The sequence below is a fragment of the Rhizobium sp. 768_B6_N1_8 genome, assembly GCF_051811225.1.
Lineage (GTDB): Bacteria > Pseudomonadota > Alphaproteobacteria > Rhizobiales > Rhizobiaceae > Rhizobium.
In genome coordinates this window covers 1,356,177-1,372,328 of sequence record NZ_JBPWPV010000002.1, presented here as the reverse complement: position 1 = coordinate 1,372,328, position 16,152 = coordinate 1,356,177, and the positions used below count along the sequence as shown (strand labels likewise).

13 protein-coding genes are annotated in these 16,152 nt (G+C 60.6%); 11 read left to right on the top strand and 2 right to left on the bottom strand.

Annotated features, from left to right (window positions below; all coding sequences use genetic code 11):
- The first annotated feature begins 732 nt into the window (after positions 1 to 732).
- From AB8B33_RS30570 to AB8B33_RS30535, 8 genes are all read left to right on the top strand, one after another.
- Positions 733 to 2,268 carry a sensor histidine kinase gene (locus tag AB8B33_RS30570; protein WP_439018243.1) on the top strand — a complete coding sequence of 512 codons (1,536 nt, stop codon included), beginning with the start codon at positions 733 to 735 and terminating at the stop codon, positions 2,266 to 2,268.
- A 296-nt stretch (positions 2,269 to 2,564) separates the two neighbouring features.
- On the top strand, positions 2,565 to 4,619 hold the full coding sequence (locus AB8B33_RS30565; protein WP_439018242.1) for an ATP-binding protein: 2,055 nt from the start codon (positions 2,565 to 2,567) through the stop codon (positions 4,617 to 4,619).
- A 338-nt stretch (positions 4,620 to 4,957) separates the two neighbouring features.
- The gene (locus AB8B33_RS30560; protein WP_439018241.1) at positions 4,958 to 6,019 is read left to right on the top strand and encodes a LacI family DNA-binding transcriptional regulator; all 1,062 of its coding nucleotides are present in this window, start codon (positions 4,958 to 4,960) and stop codon (positions 6,017 to 6,019) included.
- Entirely contained in the window at positions 6,016 to 6,966 is a 951-nt protein-coding gene (locus AB8B33_RS30555) for a substrate-binding domain-containing protein (protein WP_025668587.1), read from the top strand. Before AB8B33_RS30560 ends, AB8B33_RS30555 begins: the two co-directional genes overlap by 4 nt.
- The gene (locus AB8B33_RS30550) at positions 6,963 to 7,772 is read left to right on the top strand and encodes an ATP-binding cassette domain-containing protein (RefSeq protein WP_405049695.1); all 810 of its coding nucleotides are present in this window, start codon (positions 6,963 to 6,965) and stop codon (positions 7,770 to 7,772) included. Before AB8B33_RS30555 ends, AB8B33_RS30550 begins: the two co-directional genes overlap by 4 nt.
- Positions 7,769 to 8,773, top strand: coding sequence for an ABC transporter permease (locus AB8B33_RS30545; protein WP_439018240.1), 1,005 nt, complete (start codon positions 7,769 to 7,771; stop codon positions 8,771 to 8,773). Before AB8B33_RS30550 ends, AB8B33_RS30545 begins: the two co-directional genes overlap by 4 nt.
- Positions 8,773 to 9,843 (top strand): phosphotriesterase family protein, encoded by a 1,071-nt coding sequence (locus tag AB8B33_RS30540; RefSeq protein WP_439018239.1) that lies wholly within the window; start codon positions 8,773 to 8,775, stop codon positions 9,841 to 9,843. The genes AB8B33_RS30545 and AB8B33_RS30540 overlap by 1 nt, the downstream gene beginning before the upstream one ends.
- Before the next feature lie 27 nt (positions 9,844 to 9,870).
- On the top strand, positions 9,871 to 10,641 hold the full coding sequence (locus AB8B33_RS30535; protein WP_439018238.1) for a glutamine amidotransferase: 771 nt from the start codon (positions 9,871 to 9,873) through the stop codon (positions 10,639 to 10,641).
- 3 nt (positions 10,642 to 10,644) lie between these two features.
- Here AB8B33_RS30535 and AB8B33_RS30530 read toward each other — a convergent pair whose 3' ends face one another.
- Entirely contained in the window at positions 10,645 to 11,547 is a 903-nt protein-coding gene (locus tag AB8B33_RS30530; protein ID WP_439018237.1) for a PfkB family carbohydrate kinase, read from the bottom strand.
- A 26-nt stretch (positions 11,548 to 11,573) separates the two neighbouring features.
- Here AB8B33_RS30530 and AB8B33_RS30525 point away from each other — a divergent pair, with 26 nt between their 5' ends.
- The 3 genes from AB8B33_RS30525 to AB8B33_RS30515 are packed head-to-tail and all read left to right on the top strand — an operon-like array spanning position 11,574 to position 14,325.
- Positions 11,574 to 12,416 (top strand): BtpA/SgcQ family protein, encoded by an 843-nt coding sequence (locus tag AB8B33_RS30525; RefSeq protein ID WP_439018236.1) that lies wholly within the window; start codon positions 11,574 to 11,576, stop codon positions 12,414 to 12,416.
- A gap of 5 nt (positions 12,417 to 12,421) precedes the next feature.
- Positions 12,422 to 13,063, top strand: coding sequence for a TenA family protein (locus AB8B33_RS30520; RefSeq protein WP_439018234.1), 642 nt, complete (start codon positions 12,422 to 12,424; stop codon positions 13,061 to 13,063).
- An 11-nt stretch (positions 13,064 to 13,074) separates the two neighbouring features.
- Positions 13,075 to 14,325: a Zn-dependent hydrolase gene (locus AB8B33_RS30515; RefSeq protein ID WP_439018232.1), complete on the top strand. Its 1,251-nt coding sequence runs from the start codon at positions 13,075 to 13,077 to the stop codon at positions 14,323 to 14,325.
- A 171-nt stretch (positions 14,326 to 14,496) separates the two neighbouring features.
- Here the strand turns inward: AB8B33_RS30515 and betC are convergent, their stop codons facing one another.
- Positions 14,497 to 16,011 (bottom strand): choline-sulfatase, encoded by a 1,515-nt coding sequence (gene betC / locus AB8B33_RS30510; protein WP_439018231.1) that lies wholly within the window; start codon positions 16,009 to 16,011, stop codon positions 14,497 to 14,499.
- Positions 16,012 to 16,152 lie beyond the last annotated feature (141 nt).

Sequence of the window (16,152 nt, the reverse complement as noted above, 5' to 3'; positions counted from 1 at the left end):
GTCGGCTCGCAGAAAGGTTCTGCCTTGCGGATTGGGCCTGGGGCAAGAGATCGCATACTTCCTTTGTGTCCGATCAATAACTCAATGAAGGCCCTGCAGCCGATTTCGCCGCTCATTCAACAATTCATGTTGAACCAGGTCTCTCGCTTCGTTCGAAAGACCATTCGGCCCGGATAGTCCGAGTTCGGTTAACCTCGCTTCGATCGCCTTGGGAATGCTATCCGCTTCGTGCTGGCAGAGCCGCACAAGCCACTTCCATTCGTCGCTTGTCATGTCCCTTCGCGCGACCATCAACTGCCTCCCAGCCAAGGACAACCGTAATTTTGAGAATACCATAATTCTCGTCGAAAGGCAGCAATGTCAGCCGCCGCACAATCGAGCCTTCCGAACTCCTCCGATCGAAGGCGGTCCAAGGTTCTGAGGCTGGTTCCCCACATCGTCCTCATCTCATTAGCGGGTAGAGTGGCGTGACTTCGCGACATCGATCCCGAGGCAATTGCCTAGTTTATGCAGGCTTGCGGCATGGGCCTGAGCCGTTGGGTCACCGATCATGACCACACCGTCTTGGTCCCGATTCATGAGCCGGAGCCTTCGGCCACCAAGCTCGCAAAGCGTGTGTTAGTCTCCTAAATCGAGTTGCGGAGAATGGGAGGAGCGGGCCGGCTGCAACCTATCCTTGACTCTGATAGCCTGCTATCCGACAGTGCTCCCTGTTAAATCCATGGGGATTCGATGGGCCTCACGAAAGGCTTCACGATTGTCGGCAGGGCTGCGATAGCCGCCATCGTGTCAATGTTCCTTGCGCTCTCGCTTGTCTTGGGCTTCTGGCTGCATTCGAGCTACATCTCCGCCGTTACGCGTGGGGAAGATCAGGTCACAGCCACGGCCAAGATCGTTGCAGCCAACGCGATCTGGATCAACTCCCTGGCGCGCCAGACCCTTCACCGCATGGATGATGCCTTCGGAACGGCGGAGGCCTTATCAGGCGGGGAGCGCATTCGAAGGTTCAACGCCGCGACGGCCGAATTGCCGACCACTGCAACCGCCTATGTGGTCGCCGCGGACGGGACCTTACTTTATTCGACCGACCGGGAAAGCAGCCCGGCCGACATCGTCGACCAGACCTTTTTCCGTCGCTTGGCCAATGGCGCAGAGGACCATACGTCGGCGATGACGGTCATGCGCAACACAGATCGCCACGTCTTCCTCTCGGCTGCGCGCATCGAGCGGAACGACAAGTTCGAAGCCGTCGCGATCCTGGCGTTTGATGTCGGGATGTTGCGATCGATCTGGGACGCTGCGTCGCTCGGGCCAAACTCGACGGTGAGCTTCCTGAGGCGCGATGGAAAGCTGATCGCCAGATATCCCGAGCCGAAAGAAGCTGTCGATCTCGGCAACTACGTCCTGTTTACCGACTATATGCGTAAGGCAACGTCCGGCTCTTATGTGTCTGTCTCACCCGTCGACCAGGTCGAAAGGTTGGTGGCATACCGCATCGTCGAGCGCACACCCTTCGTCGCCATCGCATCGGCCGACACCGCGGCAATCCTCAAGCCTTTCTGGACCGATGTTTCGATTGCCGCGCTGATCGTTCTTCTGGCCCTTTGCGCGGCCGTGATCGGCGGATTGAAGATCCTGAGGCTGGCGCATGCGGACGCGCGCCACACCACCGAACTTGCCGAGGCGCTTCGAACCAATCAGGTGCTGATGCGGGAAATTCATCATCGGGTAAAAAATAATTTGCAGACCGTGATGGCGCTCATCCGGCTGCAGGGGTTGCGGCCTGAAACCGTCCGGAGGGTGAACGAGCGGATCGTCGCCATGTCGGCGGTGCACGAACAAATGTACGGCTTCGATCAGTTCAGTAGCGTCACTGCACGGCAGTTCGTCCCAAACCTGGTTCGCACGCTGGTCGGGCTGCATGATCGCGAAATCAAGCTGACCTTCGAGATCGACGACATCAGGATCGATGCGGACAAGGCCACACCATTTGCATTGCTGCTGAACGAACTTCTGACAAACAGCATGAAATATGCCTTTGTCGGCCGGGCCGACGGACATATCCGCATCAGGCTGCTTCAGCGCCCCGACGGCAAGGTCCTGCTTGAAGTGGCGGACGACGGCGTCGGATATGAGCCGGTTGCAACGGAAACCGGCATGGGAAGCAGGTTGATCAAATCCTTCGTCGGCCAGATGGATGGGACCTACGGGACCGAGCGGGCGCAAGGTACCGTCTTCACCGCTCTATTGTCGATTGCCGCACGATGATGTGGGCGGCGTGGGGGAGGCCGAGTGCCGGACATTTGAAACGGCGGACAACGTGTGCGGTTGTCCTGGCGATCTGGAAGACGTAGGCAAATGACGTGCGCGGTTCGCATCGAAGGCCGGCTGCCGACACGGTCTGACGGGTCGAAGCACACCCATTCGAAAGCCGAGTTGCGATACCGGCTCTGCTGTCACCGCTTATCTTTAGGGGGAAAGCTCAGTCTTTTCGCAGCTTGGCATTGCAAGTTTCGTGCCCTGGATTATTTGATAGGGCTCGAAGAACACATCCGGAGTGTCTGTTGAACAAAACCCGGCCAGCGCTCCTTCTCATTACGGCGTCGCTCATTCCGGTCATCATACTGGCGGCGCTGATGGGAAGGTTCTTCATCAAGGAGCAGCAAGCCGCTCTCGACGATGACATTCGCGGCCGGGCAGCTACGCTGGCCGCCACTCTTCAACGTGAACTCAAGAGCCAGATCCAGTTGCTCTCGATCGTCGCCGACTCTCCCCGCCTCGACCCTCCGATTCCGCGCGCCGCTTTTGCCGAGACTGCGCGGCGTCTGCGCGATCGGGTGCCCGAATGGGAGCAGATCCGGATTTCGAACGAGAAGGGCGAGGTGGTTCTGTCGTTTCCGCCGCTCGATCCGTCGGCCGATACGCACGTTGTGGACATGGAAAGCCACGACGCCCTGGTTCGCACAGGTGTTGCCCTGGTCGGCAATATCGCCATCGGGCCGAAAGGCGAGGCGGCCTTTGCGTTGCGCGCTCCGATCCAGAGAAGCGATCGTTTGAAAGCCGTCCTGTCGGTGGTGATCCGTCCAACGATCGTGACCAAACTGCTTTATGCCAATGGACTTCCAGGATCCTGGTCGGCCTGGATCGTCGATGGACGGGACCGTCTGGTGGCATCCACCGGCGCTCCCGCGCTTGCCGGTAATCCGGCCAGCGAATTCGCAACCTTTTCCGGCCAGGACATTGGCGCGGCCACCCTCAAGGACGGGATGGAGCTTCGGGTCGCCGAAGTCGCGCTCGCCGACACGCCCTGGCGGGTAAGGGTTGGCCTGCCGGTCTCCGACTATGAGCGGCTGGCGCGCAGGGCCACCATGCTGCTTGTGACGGCGAGTTGTTTCACGCTCCTGCTGTCCGGCTCGGCTGTATTCCTCTTCTATAGGGAGGTGCGCGCCAGAAACCGGGAATGGGAGAGCATGGCCAACTGGCAGCGGATGGATGCGCTTGGAAAGCTGACGGGGCAGGCGGCCCACGATTTCAACAATCTTCTGATGGTTTTCCAGTCCGGGGTGGAGGGCATCAAGAGACGACGAAATGACGAACAGCGCGTGACGCAGCTTCTGGCGCATATGAGCGATGGCGTGGTTCGGGGAAAGGCGATCACGCAAAGGTTGCTGTCGTTTTCAAGGCGCTCCAACCAGGGCGCCTCCCAGGTCGAGCTGGACGTCAGGCTTGCCGAATTGTCTCCGCTGCTGCGCCAAGCCGTCAACGACGCGATCCTGATGGAAATCAGGGTGCCGGAAGATACCTGGCCGGTTCACGTCGATCCTGCAGGGCTTGAAATTGCCCTGATCAACATCCTGACGAATGCGCGCGAAGCCATGACGGGAGGCGGAAAGGTCACCATTTCCGCCCGCAATGTGCTCGACGCCGCCACGGAGGATTCCGGGCTGGAGGGGCCGTTCGTCGCGCTGACGATTTCCGACACCGGGACAGGTGTTGCCCCGGAAAATCTCGCACGGGTGTTCGAGCCGTTCTTTTCTACCAAGAAGAATGGTGGCTCGGGCCTTGGCCTGACGCAGGTCCACAGTTTCGCCACCGGCACCGGCGGTGCAGTCAAGGTCGCAAGTTTGGCCGGCCATGGCAGCGCCTTTACCTTGCTTCTGCCGCGATCAAACGAGCCGCGGGCAGTGCGTGCGGATACAGCTCCTTCGGCGAACCTTCCCCGTACGATCATGATCGTCGACGACACACCGGCATCGCTGGAATCCGTGCGACTGGCGCTTGACGGCATCGTGCCGACGATCTTCATAGCTGCAGGTGGACCCGAGGCGATCGAGATCCTGGACCGTCATCCTGAAATCGAGGCGATCGTCAGCGATATCATGATGCCGGGCATGTCGGGCATCGAGCTTGCCGAGGAGATCCGCCGCAGAGATGCGTCTCTGCCCGTCGTGCTGATGACCGGCTATAGCGACAGGCTGGAGGCCGGTACGGAAGTCGGACGTCCGGTCGTCCCGAAGCCCTTCAAGGTCGAGGATCTGGCCGCCTGCCTCGAGGAGGCGAAAACCTCGGTGATCCAATCGGCAAACGTCGTGCGTCTGGAAATTCCGACGAAGGGCTGATCAGCTTCGACGTCTGTGTGATACGCATTTTTGCGCGGTCGCGACCGTTGCTGGCGGCTTCGCAGCGCGCAATGGTCTGCGACTTCGAGAAAGAAGAGATCGCCCTATTCCTCCAGAAGCTAACCAACTGATTTAAAGAGCCCTTCGCCTGCCCACGAATTCATGGCTCGTCGAACGGCTGGCGAGGCGCGCAGTCGAAACCGAAGCGGCGCATTTCCACGAGGCGGCTTAGTTGGCCTCCCAAATCCTATCGTCCGCAGCTGACAACGCCTCTTGACAGGCAATCCCTTGTCATGGAGTGTAGGTAAAGCGTTTTACTAAAGCGGTTTACAAAGCTGATGGCGCATGGACGTACCCCAGGATTGAAGGATGTCGCGAAAGCTGCCGGCGTGTCGGTGACGACCGTTTCGCGGATGCTGAACGGTTCGCTGGATTTGCCTGCGCTTACCAAGCAGCGTATCGAAAATGCTATCACTTCCCTCAAATACCAGCCGAACCCCCATGCGCGGCGGCTGAGCCGCGGTCGTTCCGACACGATCGGGCTGGTTGTGCCCGATATCGCCAACCCATTCTTCGCGACGATGGTGGCGGCGGTCGAAGAGGAGGCGAACGACCGGGGGCTTGCCGTTTCGCTCTATGCCACTCTCAACCGGACCGGCCGCGAAGTCGCCTATCTCCGGCTGCTCGAGCACAATCACGTCGACGGCCTGGTTTTCGTCACCAACCATCCCGACAACGGGGATCTCGCAGCTCTCATCAATCGAACAGGCAAGGTCATCGTCGTCGACGAAGACGTTCCGCTTGCCAGCGTCCCGAAGCTTTTCTGTGACAACTTCCAGGGCGGCCATCTCGCAGGACGCCATCTGGCGGAGTTCGGTCATCGCGATGTGCTCTATGTCGGCGGCCCCGATGCGATGATCAGCACGCAGCGGCGCTTCAACGGATTGCGCAAGGGCCTGCAGGAGCGTTTCGGCGACGATGCCTCGATCAGGCGCTACAGCGGCGAATATACGATCGCCTGCGGGCGGGACATGGCGCGCCGCTTCCTGGAAGAAGGCATGCCAGCGACGGCAATCTTTGCGAGTTCCGACGAAATCGCGATCGGCATGATCGAAGTCCTGAGGGAGAAAGGAATATCGATCCCCGAGGACCTGTCGATCATCGGCTTCGACGATGTCAGTCCACTGCACCTCTTTGCGCCGCCAGTGACTGCGATCCGACAGCCGGTGCGCGCCATTGGCCGGCGCGCGCTATCTCTTCTTCTCGAAACAAACTGGCAGGAGAGTAAATCGCTCGCCACCGAGGAACTCGTGCCAGTCGAAATCGTCGTGCGGAACTCCGTTGCGCCGCCGTCGACCCATAATAAGCAACGAGAACAAAACCAGAGGATGAGAACATGAAACAGATCAGACGTCGGGCGTTTACCGCCGCTCTTGCCTTCACCGCGCTGGCCAGTGCAACGCTTGGAGCCTCACTTGCTCAGGCTGCAGGCAAGACCTATGCGCTGGTGCAGATCAACCAGCAGGCCCTTTTCTTCAACCAGATCAATGAAGGCGCACAGAAGGCGGCGGATGCTGCTGGCGACAAGCTCGTCATCTTCAACGCCAACAATGAAGCGGCCGCGCAAAACAGCGCCATCGAAAACTACATTCAGCAGAAGGTCGATGGCCTGATCGTCGTCGCAATCGACGTCAACGGCATCATGCCCGCCGTCAAGCAGGCCTCGGATGCCGGCATTCCGGTTGTCGCCATTGACGCGATCCTGCCCGACGGCCCGCAGAAATCGCAGATCGGTGTCGACAACGGCAAAGCCGGCGCCGACATGGGCGCCTATTTCCTCGACTACGTGAAGAAGAACATGGGCGGCAAAGCCAAGTTCGGCGTGGTCGGCGCCCTGAACTCCTATATTCAGAACGTTCGCCAGAAGGGCTTTGAGGATGCTGTCAAGAGCGACGGCATCGAGACGGCTGGCGTCGTCGACGGCCAGAATATCCAGGACAACGCACTTGCCGCTGCCGAAAACCTCATTACTGGCAATCCCGACATGACGGCGATCTATGCAACCGGTGAACCGGCTCTCCTCGGCGCGATCGCCGCTGTCCAGAGCCAGGGCAAGCAGGACAGCATCAAGGTCTTTGGATGGGATCTGACCGCGCAGGCGATTTCAGGTCTCGACGACGGCTACGTTGTTGCCGTCGTCCAGCAGGATCCTGCCGGCGAAGGCAAAGCCGCGGTCGAGGCTCTTGCCAAGCTTACCGCAGGTCAGAGCGTCGAAAAGAGCATCTCCGTTCCGATCACGATCGTGACGAAGGAAAATGTCGAACCGTACCGGGCCGTCTTCAAATGATGACGGACAACCGGCCTGTTTATGCCGGGGCCGGGGAGGCGCAAGCCTCCCCGCATTCCTCTGGCTCGTCCGTCCGGACACCTGCTGTTTCACTGCGCGGGATCCGCAAGACTTTCGGCTCGCATCAGGCGCTGCGTGGCGTCGATCTCGACCTCTTTCCCGGCGAGTGCCTTGGCCTTGTCGGCGACAATGCAGCCGGTAAGTCAACACTTACCAAAATCATCTCCGGAACCTATCTGCCGGATGAGGGGACGATTTCGCTGAACGGCGAGGAGGTTCATCTCTCCGGACCTGCGGACGCCCGCGGCCGCCACATCGAAATGGTCTTCCAGGATTTGAGCCTCTGCGACCATATCGATGTCGTCGGCAATCTGTTTCTTGGGCGCGAACTCACCAGGGGTCCGTTCCTCGACCGTCAGAAGATGATGAGCGAGGCGCGCAAGATGCTGGATGCGCTGGAAATCCGCATTCCGCGTCTCTCCGCCAAGGTCGAGAAACTGTCTGGTGGCCAGCGCCAGGCGATCGCAATCGCCCGTGCCGCTTCCTTCCAGCCCAAGGTTCTGATCATGGATGAACCGACATCGGCCCTTGCTGTTGCCGAAGTCGAAGCCGTGCTCTCGCTGATCAACCGGGTCAAGGCGAAGGGTGTATCCGTCGTCCTCATTACCCATCGCCTGCAGGATCTGTTCCGCGTCTGCGACAGGATTGCCGTCATGTACGAAGGCACCAAGGTTGCCGAGCGGGATATCGGCAAGACCAATCTCGAGGATCTCGTCAAGCTCATCGTCGGGGGAGAAAGACATTGACCGTCTACACCGAACGCGCCAAGGGCTCACCGATGGCGGACTTTCTGGGGGAGAACGCCCAGGTCCTGTCGATCGCTTTCTTCTTTCTGGCATGCCTCGTCTTCTTTTCACTGACGACCACCACCTTCATGACGACGGGCAACATCCTGAACATCGTGCGCCAGGCAGCTCCCATCCTCGTCGTCGCCATCGCCATGACCCTCGTCATCGTGACCGGCGGGATCGATCTGTCCGTCGGTTCGATGCTGGCCCTGATCAACGCCGTTGCTGCCATTACTCTTGCCACAGGCATACCGTGGCCGATCGTCTCGATCGGCATGCTCGCCTTCGGCGGCATCGTCGGTCTGCTGCAGGGCTGGTTTATCGCCTACCAGAACATTCCAGCCTTCATCGTCACCCTTGCCGGGCTTTCCATCCTGCGTGGCGTGGCCCTCTACCTGACACAGGGCTATTCCATTCCGATCAATAACGAGCCTGGCTTCTTTTACTTGGGGCGCGGCGAACTGGCGGGCTTTCCCGTCCCGGCACTCATCGCGATCCTGGTCGCGATCGTCGGCTACGTCATCATGGCCGTCACCAAATATGGCCGGCAGATTATCGCGGTGGGATCGAACATGGAGGCAGCGCGCCGCGTCGGCATGCCGGCCAAATGGATCGTTGCCTCGGTTTACCTCGTATCGGGCGTTGCCTCGGCGCTCGCCGGTCTTTTGATCGCCGCTCGTCTCGGCTCCGGTTCGTCGAACGCCGCTGTCGGCTTCGAACTGCAGGTCATCGCCGCGGTCGTACTCGGCGGCACTTCCCTGATGGGCGGGCGCGGCACGATGATCGGCACGGTGCTCGGCACGATGACCATCGCCGTCATCGGCAACGGCCTGATCCTCATGCATATCTCGCCCTTCTTCACCCAGATCGTTACCGGCGCCATCATTCTGGTTGCCATCTGGCTGAACACCCGCATCTTCACCGCAAACTTCCGCCTGGCGGGCAGGAGGAAAAGCTGATGGCAACGGATCGGCTTTCGCCGGGTCACGTGCGATCCGGGAAGGTGATGACGGTCTCGGGGCCGGTTCCCGTATCGGAGATCGGCGTCACGCTGATGCACGAGCATATTCTCAACGATTGCCGCTGCTGGTGGCATGCGCCGAAGACGCCTGAGCGGCAATATCTTGCCGAAGGTTTCGTCTGCATGGAGATCCTCGGCGAACTCAGGCAGGATCCTTTCGTCAACAAGCACAACATCACCCTCGACGATGAGCAGCTGGCTGTCACGGAACTCCGGGACTTCGCCGGCCTCGGCGGTCGAACGGTCGTCGAGCCAACGTGCCAGGGCATCGGCCGGGATCCTCTCGCCCTGCGGCGGATTTCCAGGGCGACGGGACTGAACATCGTCATGGGTGCCGGGTTCTATCTTGGTTCCTCGCATCCGGCCAAGGTCGCCGGCATGTCTGCTTCCCAGATCGCCGACGAGATCGTCTCCGAAGCCACCGTCGGCGCCGATGGTACCGACGTGAAGATCGGCCTGATCGGCGAGATCGGCGTGTCGTCCGATTTCACCGCCGAGGAGGAAAAGTCGCTGCGCGGTGCTGCCCAGGCGCAGGTGCGCACCGGTCTGCCTCTGATGGTCCATCTTCCCGGCTGGTTCAGGCTGGGCCATAAGGTCCTCGATGTCGTCGCCTCCGAAGGCGGTGATCTCAGGCATACGGTTCTCTGCCACATGAACCCGTCACATGACGATCTCACCTATCAGTCCGAGCTTGCCGCCCGCGGCGCATTTCTCGAATATGACATGATCGGCATGGATTTCTTCTATGCCGATCAGCAGGTGCAATGCCCGAGCGACGAGGAGGCGGCTCGCGCGCTCGTCAAGCTCGTCGAGATGGGGCATGCCGATCGCCTCCTGCTCTCCCACGACGTCTTCCTGAAGATGATGCTCAAGCATTACGGGGGCAACGGCTATGCCTATATCCTGCGCCACTTCCTGCCGCGCCTGAAGCGTCACGGTCTCGATGACGCGACGCTCGATATCTTCATGCGCGTCAATCCGAAATCCGTCTTTCAGGCCAGCGCCTGACCGTGACATAAAAGAAATGGAAACATCATGACAAAGAAGGTTCTTCTCGTCGGCGAAAGCTGGGTCAGTTCCGCCACGCACTACAAGGGTTTCGACCAGTTCGGAAGCGTCACTTTTCATCTCGGCGCCGAGCCGCTCGTTGCGGCACTCAAAGATAGTGCATTCGAGCTCACCTACATGCCGGCCCATGAAGCGGTCGAAAAATTCCCCTTCGATATGGCGGGGCTCGACGCCTTTGATGCGATCATTCTTTCCGATATAGGCGCCAATTCCCTGCTGCTTCCCCCGGCGGTCTGGCTGCATTCGAAGACGGTTCCCAACCGGTTGAAGCTGCTCAAAGCCTGGGTTGAAAAGGGCGGCGGTCTGCTGATGGTCGGCGGCTATTTCTCGTTCCAGGGCATCGACGGCAAGGCGCGCTGGCGCCGTACGCCGGTCGAGGATGTCCTGCCGGTCACGTGTCTGCCCTATGACGACCGAGTGGAAATTCCGGAGGGAACGACGCCTGTCCTCGTCAGGTCCGATCACGCCACGGTTGCCGGCCTGTCGGGTGAATGGCCTCTGCTTCTGGGCGTCAACGAGGTAGAAGTGCGCGAGCGCGACGATGTCGAAGTCATTGCTCGCCTGCCGGATACGGAAGGCGGCCATCCGCTCCTGGTGACCGGACGCTTCGGCAAAGGCAGAACCGCCGCCTGGACTTCGGATATTGGGCCGCACTGGCTTTCGCCTGCCTTCTGCGAGTGGGAAGGCTATGGGCGTCTCTGGAAGAATATCCTCGGCTGGCTGACAGAGGCGAAGTAGGCGTCATTCGCCGGCGAGGATGCCGGCGAGTTCGGTCCTGCTCGGAAAGGCCGAACGCGTTCCGCGGCGGCTGACGGTAATGGCCGCCGCCGCAGTCGCATGATGAATGGCTTTGGCGTCGAGCGTGGTCGATCTGAGTGCGGCAGAGGCGAGGGCGACGGCCATGAATGTGTCGCCGGCGCCGGTCGTGTCGACGACCTCTGTGGCACGGGCAGGAATGGTTGCCAGCACTTGATTTCCGCTGGCAAGGATTGCCCCATCGCCGCCGAGGGTCAGCACGGTCTGTGCCACCCCGGCTTCGGCGAGGCGGTGGATTGCGGCCTCGCCGGATGATCCGGTCAGGCTTTCGGCCTCGCCCCTGTTGAGAAAGGCGATGTCGATGAGCGGCCAGAGCTCGGCGAAATAGGGCCTGAGCGGCGATGGATTGAAGGCGGTCGTCAGGCCGCGGCGTCTGGCCTCGGCAAGAATGCCGCGGGTCACGTCTTCGCTGAGGTTGCCCTGCAGGACGACGAGGTCGCCGCCGGCTGCATCGTCGAGCGGGGCAAGCGCCTCAGACAGGGTCAGTGCCTCTGCCGAGTCCGTCGTCGTGACGATGGCGTTTTCGCCATCGGGCGTCGTGAAGATGATGGAGAAGTCGCTGGAGCGGTGAGGGCTGCCCAACAATCGGGCGTCCAGCGCTTCACCAGCAAGCTGGTCGCGGATCGTCTGGGCGCGAAAATCCTCGCCGACGGCTGTGACAAGCGTCGTGGGAAGGCCGGTGCGGCCCATTACGACGGCCTGGTTGGCGCCCTTGCCGCCGAGGTCGCGGGTTTCCTCCCGACCGAGGATCGAGGCACCCGCTTCGGGCATGGACATTACAGAAATGGTTTCGTCGATGGCGACGTTACCGATGACATAGGCACGCATGGCGGGCTTTCAGAAGGGAAAGAAAAATGCAGCAGATATCGGATAAGGCCACAAGCGCCATACGGGAAATATTCGGCACTGACAAGGCGCTGATCGGCATGATCCATTGCCCGCCCTTCCCGGGTGCTCCACGCTACCGCGACGCGGCAATGGATTCCATCTACGACACCTGCATGCGCGATGCCGAGGCGCTTGTCAAAGGCGGCATTCATGGATTGATCGTCGAAAATCACGGCGACATCCCCTTTTCCAAGCCCGAGGATATCGGCCACGAAACTGCGGCCTTCATGTCTGTTGTAACCGACCGCATCTCTCGCGCTGTCGGCGTGCCGCTCGGCATCAATGTGCTTGCCAATGCGCCGATCCCCGCTTTCGCGATCGCGGCCGCCGGCGGCGCACGCTTCATCCGCGTCAACCAGTGGGCGAACGCCTATGTCGCCAATGAGGGCTTCATGGAGGGCCGTGCAGCCGAGGCCATGCGCTATCGCTCGCTGCTGCGTGCCGAACATATCAAGGTGTTTGCCGACAGCCACGTCAAGCATGGGGCACACGCCATCACTGCCGACCGGACGATCGATGAACTGACCCGCGATTTGGCCTTCTTCGATGCGGATGTGGTGATCGCTACCGGCCAGCGAACGGGCAACAGTGCAACGATGGAGGAGATCGAGGAAATCGGTGCTGCAACCCATCTTCCGTTGCTCGTCGGCTCGGGCGTGACCAAGGATAATATCGTCGAGATCCTCAAGCGCACCAACGGCGTCATCGTCGCCTCTTCGCTGAAGGAGGGTGGCGTCTGGTGGAACCCTGTGGAGCCGGCCCGTGTCGCAGCCTTCGTCGAAGCCGCAAAACCCGGTCTGGAGTCGTGACGATCATGGTATCTCTCTCCGAACAGATGCTCGACGAGAACCGCGACGTCTTCGAAGCCATGGTGCACCACCGCTTCGTCGAAGACATCAAGGCTGACCGTCTCCCGAATGAAGCCTTCGAACGATATCTGGTCTTCGAGGGTGCCTTCGTCGATACGGCGATTGCGATCTTCTCCTATGCCACTGCAAAGGCCGGCACCATCGAGGAGAAGCGCTGGCTGATCGGTGTGCTGGACGCGCTGGCAAACCAGCAGATTGCCTATTTCGAGAAGACCTTCGCAGCTCGCGCCATCGACCCCGCCAGCTATGACACCGGCCGAGCCGATGTCGCTGCGTTCCGACAGGGAATGCTGGCGATTGCCCGTGACGGCGGTTTCCTCGATACGATCGCCGCCATGTTTGCCGCCGAATGGATGTACTGGACCTGGTCGACCGAGGCCGACCGGATGGCCATCAGCGATCCACTTCTCAAGGAATGGGTCAGGCTTCATGCCGAACCGGAATTCGAAGCGCAGGCGCGTTGGCTGAAGGCGGTGCTGGACGAGGCTGGCGAGACAATGGATATTGCCGAACGCAAGCGATTGAGCGCCATTTTCGGCCGTGCCCAACGCCTTGAGATCGACTTCCACGGAGCAGCCTATTCCTGAGAGCCCGCGCCATGACTGGCAATCCCGTTATCAATGGAGAACGTCTGCTGGAACGCCTGGATCGGTTTGCCGAGATCGGCGCGACCGCGGGCGGCGGCGTCAATCGCCAGGCTTTGACGGAGCTGGATCGACAGGCCCGGTTGCTGCTGGCAGAGTTGGCAGAGGCGCGCGGTTTCGGCGTGTTCCAGGATCCCGCCGCCAATCTCTTCATCCGCCGCCCGGGCAGGGACGAGACGGCGGCACCGCTCCTGATCGGCAGCCACCTCGACAGCCAGCCGTCTGGAGGCCGCTTTGATGGTGCGCTCGGAACGCTGTCGGCTTTCGAGGTTCTGGAAAGTCTTGAGGATGCCGGCGTTGAAACCGGAAGGCCGATCGAGGTGGTTGCCTGGACCAACGAGGAGGGATGCCGCTTCGCACCCGGCTGCATGGGGTCATCAGCATTCTCTGCAGGCGAAATTCCGCTTGCGTGGTCCAACCTCATCGCAACCGATGGCGCACGGTTTGACGACGAGCTGAGAGCAACCGTTGCCAGTCTTCCGCAGGCCGCGATGCGCGATCTCGGCTTTCCTGCTTACGCATATCTCGAAGTGCATATCGAGCAGGGACCTTCTCTGGAGAAAGAGGATATCCCTATCGGTATCGTCACCGGCATTCAGGGGACGCGGTGGCTGGAAGTGACGGTCTCGGGCCAGACCGCCCATGCTGGGACCACCGCACTCAACTATCGACGAGATCCGCTTCGCGCGATGATCGCGGCCCTCGACGGACTCTACGCCAGTATCATGCCTCAGGACGATCGTGCCCGATTTACCGTCGGACGTATCGCCGTAGAACCCGGTGCCATCAACGCCATCCCGCAGATAGCGCGATGCACCATCGACATCCGTCACCCGGATCCATCAGAGATCGAGCGGCTGAGCGCGGCCATCGAGCAAGTCTTTGGTGAACGAGCCCAAGCAGAACGTTGCCAGGTTGCGCTCAGGCAGACCTTCAATATGCCGCCGGCCAACTTTCCTCAAAAGGTGCTGGATGCATTGGACAGAGCCGCGGTGAAAGGCGGACTGGCAACCAGGAGAATGTTGTCAGGTGCCTTCCACGATGCGCTGTTCGTCAACCGGGTCGCGCCCGCGGCAATGATCTTCGTGCCTTGCCGCGATGGCCTCAGCCATAACGAAGCCGAATATGCGGCGCCGCATCACGTTGTCTCGGGGGCACGCATGCTGCTGCTGTCGACGATCGAAATCCTGGAAGCCGAGGTTTGAGCAAGGCTTTGGATCGGGATTGATGGCGACAAACGCCGCATTGAAAGATGGCCTGTCGCGCAGATGATTGCGCTTGAGGAAGGTGCAGATCAGCCCGCAAGCGGATGTATCACGAAAGTGCGGGTGGTCGGGCCGGCGGACACATGTGGCGCCCAATGGTGTGCCGGAGCGTCATTCGCCCCGAGGAAACCGCTGGTTTTCCTCCAGCACGTTCAGATCCATATGATTGCGCATGTATCGCTCGGCGGCTTTCTGCAGGGGTTGATAATCCCAGGGATAGTAGGCTCCCTCGCGCAAGGCCGGATAGACGACCCAGCGCCGTGCCTGGCTTTCTCGAACCGCTTCATCGAAAGCTGCAAGGTCCCAACGTAGCTTCGCCTGATCGAGAAGCGTGTCCAGCGTGTTCGCATAGGCCGGATCTCCGGCCAGATTGACGAGCTCGTGGGGATCGGCCTGAAGGTTGAACAGCAGGGGGGGATCCTTCTCGCAGACCGTCAGTTTGAAGCGCCCGGCGCGAATGCCCACCAGCGGTGCTATCGATCCTTCGGCCGCATATTCCATCAAAACCGGACCGCGGGCTTTCGCGCCATTCAACAGCTGTGCCAAATCTTCGCCATCCGTCCATTTGGCAATCGCCGAAATATCCAGGCCGGCAAGGCATGCGAGCGTCGGTGTAACGTCAAGAGTGGAGACCGGCTGATCGATCAAGGCGGGCTGCCAGTCGGGTGCCGATATCATCAGCGGGACGCGCGCAGACCCGTCGAAGAAGCACATCTTGAACCATAGGCCGCGCTCGCCGAGCATGTCCCCATGGTCCGAGACGAACAGGATGACGGTATTGTCGCGCATCCGCCCCCGCTCCAGCACCTCGAGGATTTCCCCGACTTTCTCGTCGATATAGGAGATGTTGGCGAAATAGCCGCGCCTGGCCCGACGGATCTGCTCGGCGGCAATATCGAAGGCCGTATAGTCGCAGGCTTCGAGCAGACGCTGCGAATGCGGATCCATCTCGTCGAAAGGCAGTGCCGGAACAGTCGGGTCAAGGGCCGGGCAGTCCTCGTAGAGATCCCAGAATTTGCGCCTGGCGACATAGGGATCGTGAGGATGGGTGAAACTAACGGTCAGGCACCAGGGACGCTCGTCCTGCCGGCGTGACAGGTCGTAGAGCTTGCGGGTGGCATTGTAGGCGACCTCGTCGTCATATTCGAGCTGATTGGTGATCTCGGCGACCCCCGCGCCGGTGACCGAGCCGAGATTGTGATACCACCAGTCGATCCGCTCTCCAGGCTTGCGGTAATCGGGCGTCCAGCCGAAATCGGCCGGGTAGATATCGGTCGTCAGGCGCTCCTCGAAGCCGTGCAGCTGGTCAGGGCCGACGAAATGCATCTTGCCCGACAGGCTGGTGTGATAGCCGGCGGACCTGAGATGGTGCGCATAGGTCGGAATATCCGAGGCAAATTCGGCCGCATTGTCGTAGACGCGCGTTCGGCTCGGCAACTGACCCGACATGAAGGAGGCGCGCGCCGGAGCACACAGAGGGCTTGCCGTGTAGCTATTGGCAAAGCGGACCGAACGTGCCGCGAGTGCCTTGAGATGTGGTGCATGCAGGAAGTCGGCCGGCCCGTCCGGAAACAGCGTGCCGTTAAGCTGATCGACCATGATGATGAGAATATTGGGACGGGCCATGATATGTCGCTGCTGCTCGTGTTCGATGGCTTTTAGGCGGAAGGGCTTACGGATGTGTCCGCCACCAGCTGGCGAACGCCTGACGGAACCGTCTTGTCGGCGGCGCAAGTGCCGATCGGATCCATTATCCTCTTCAGAACC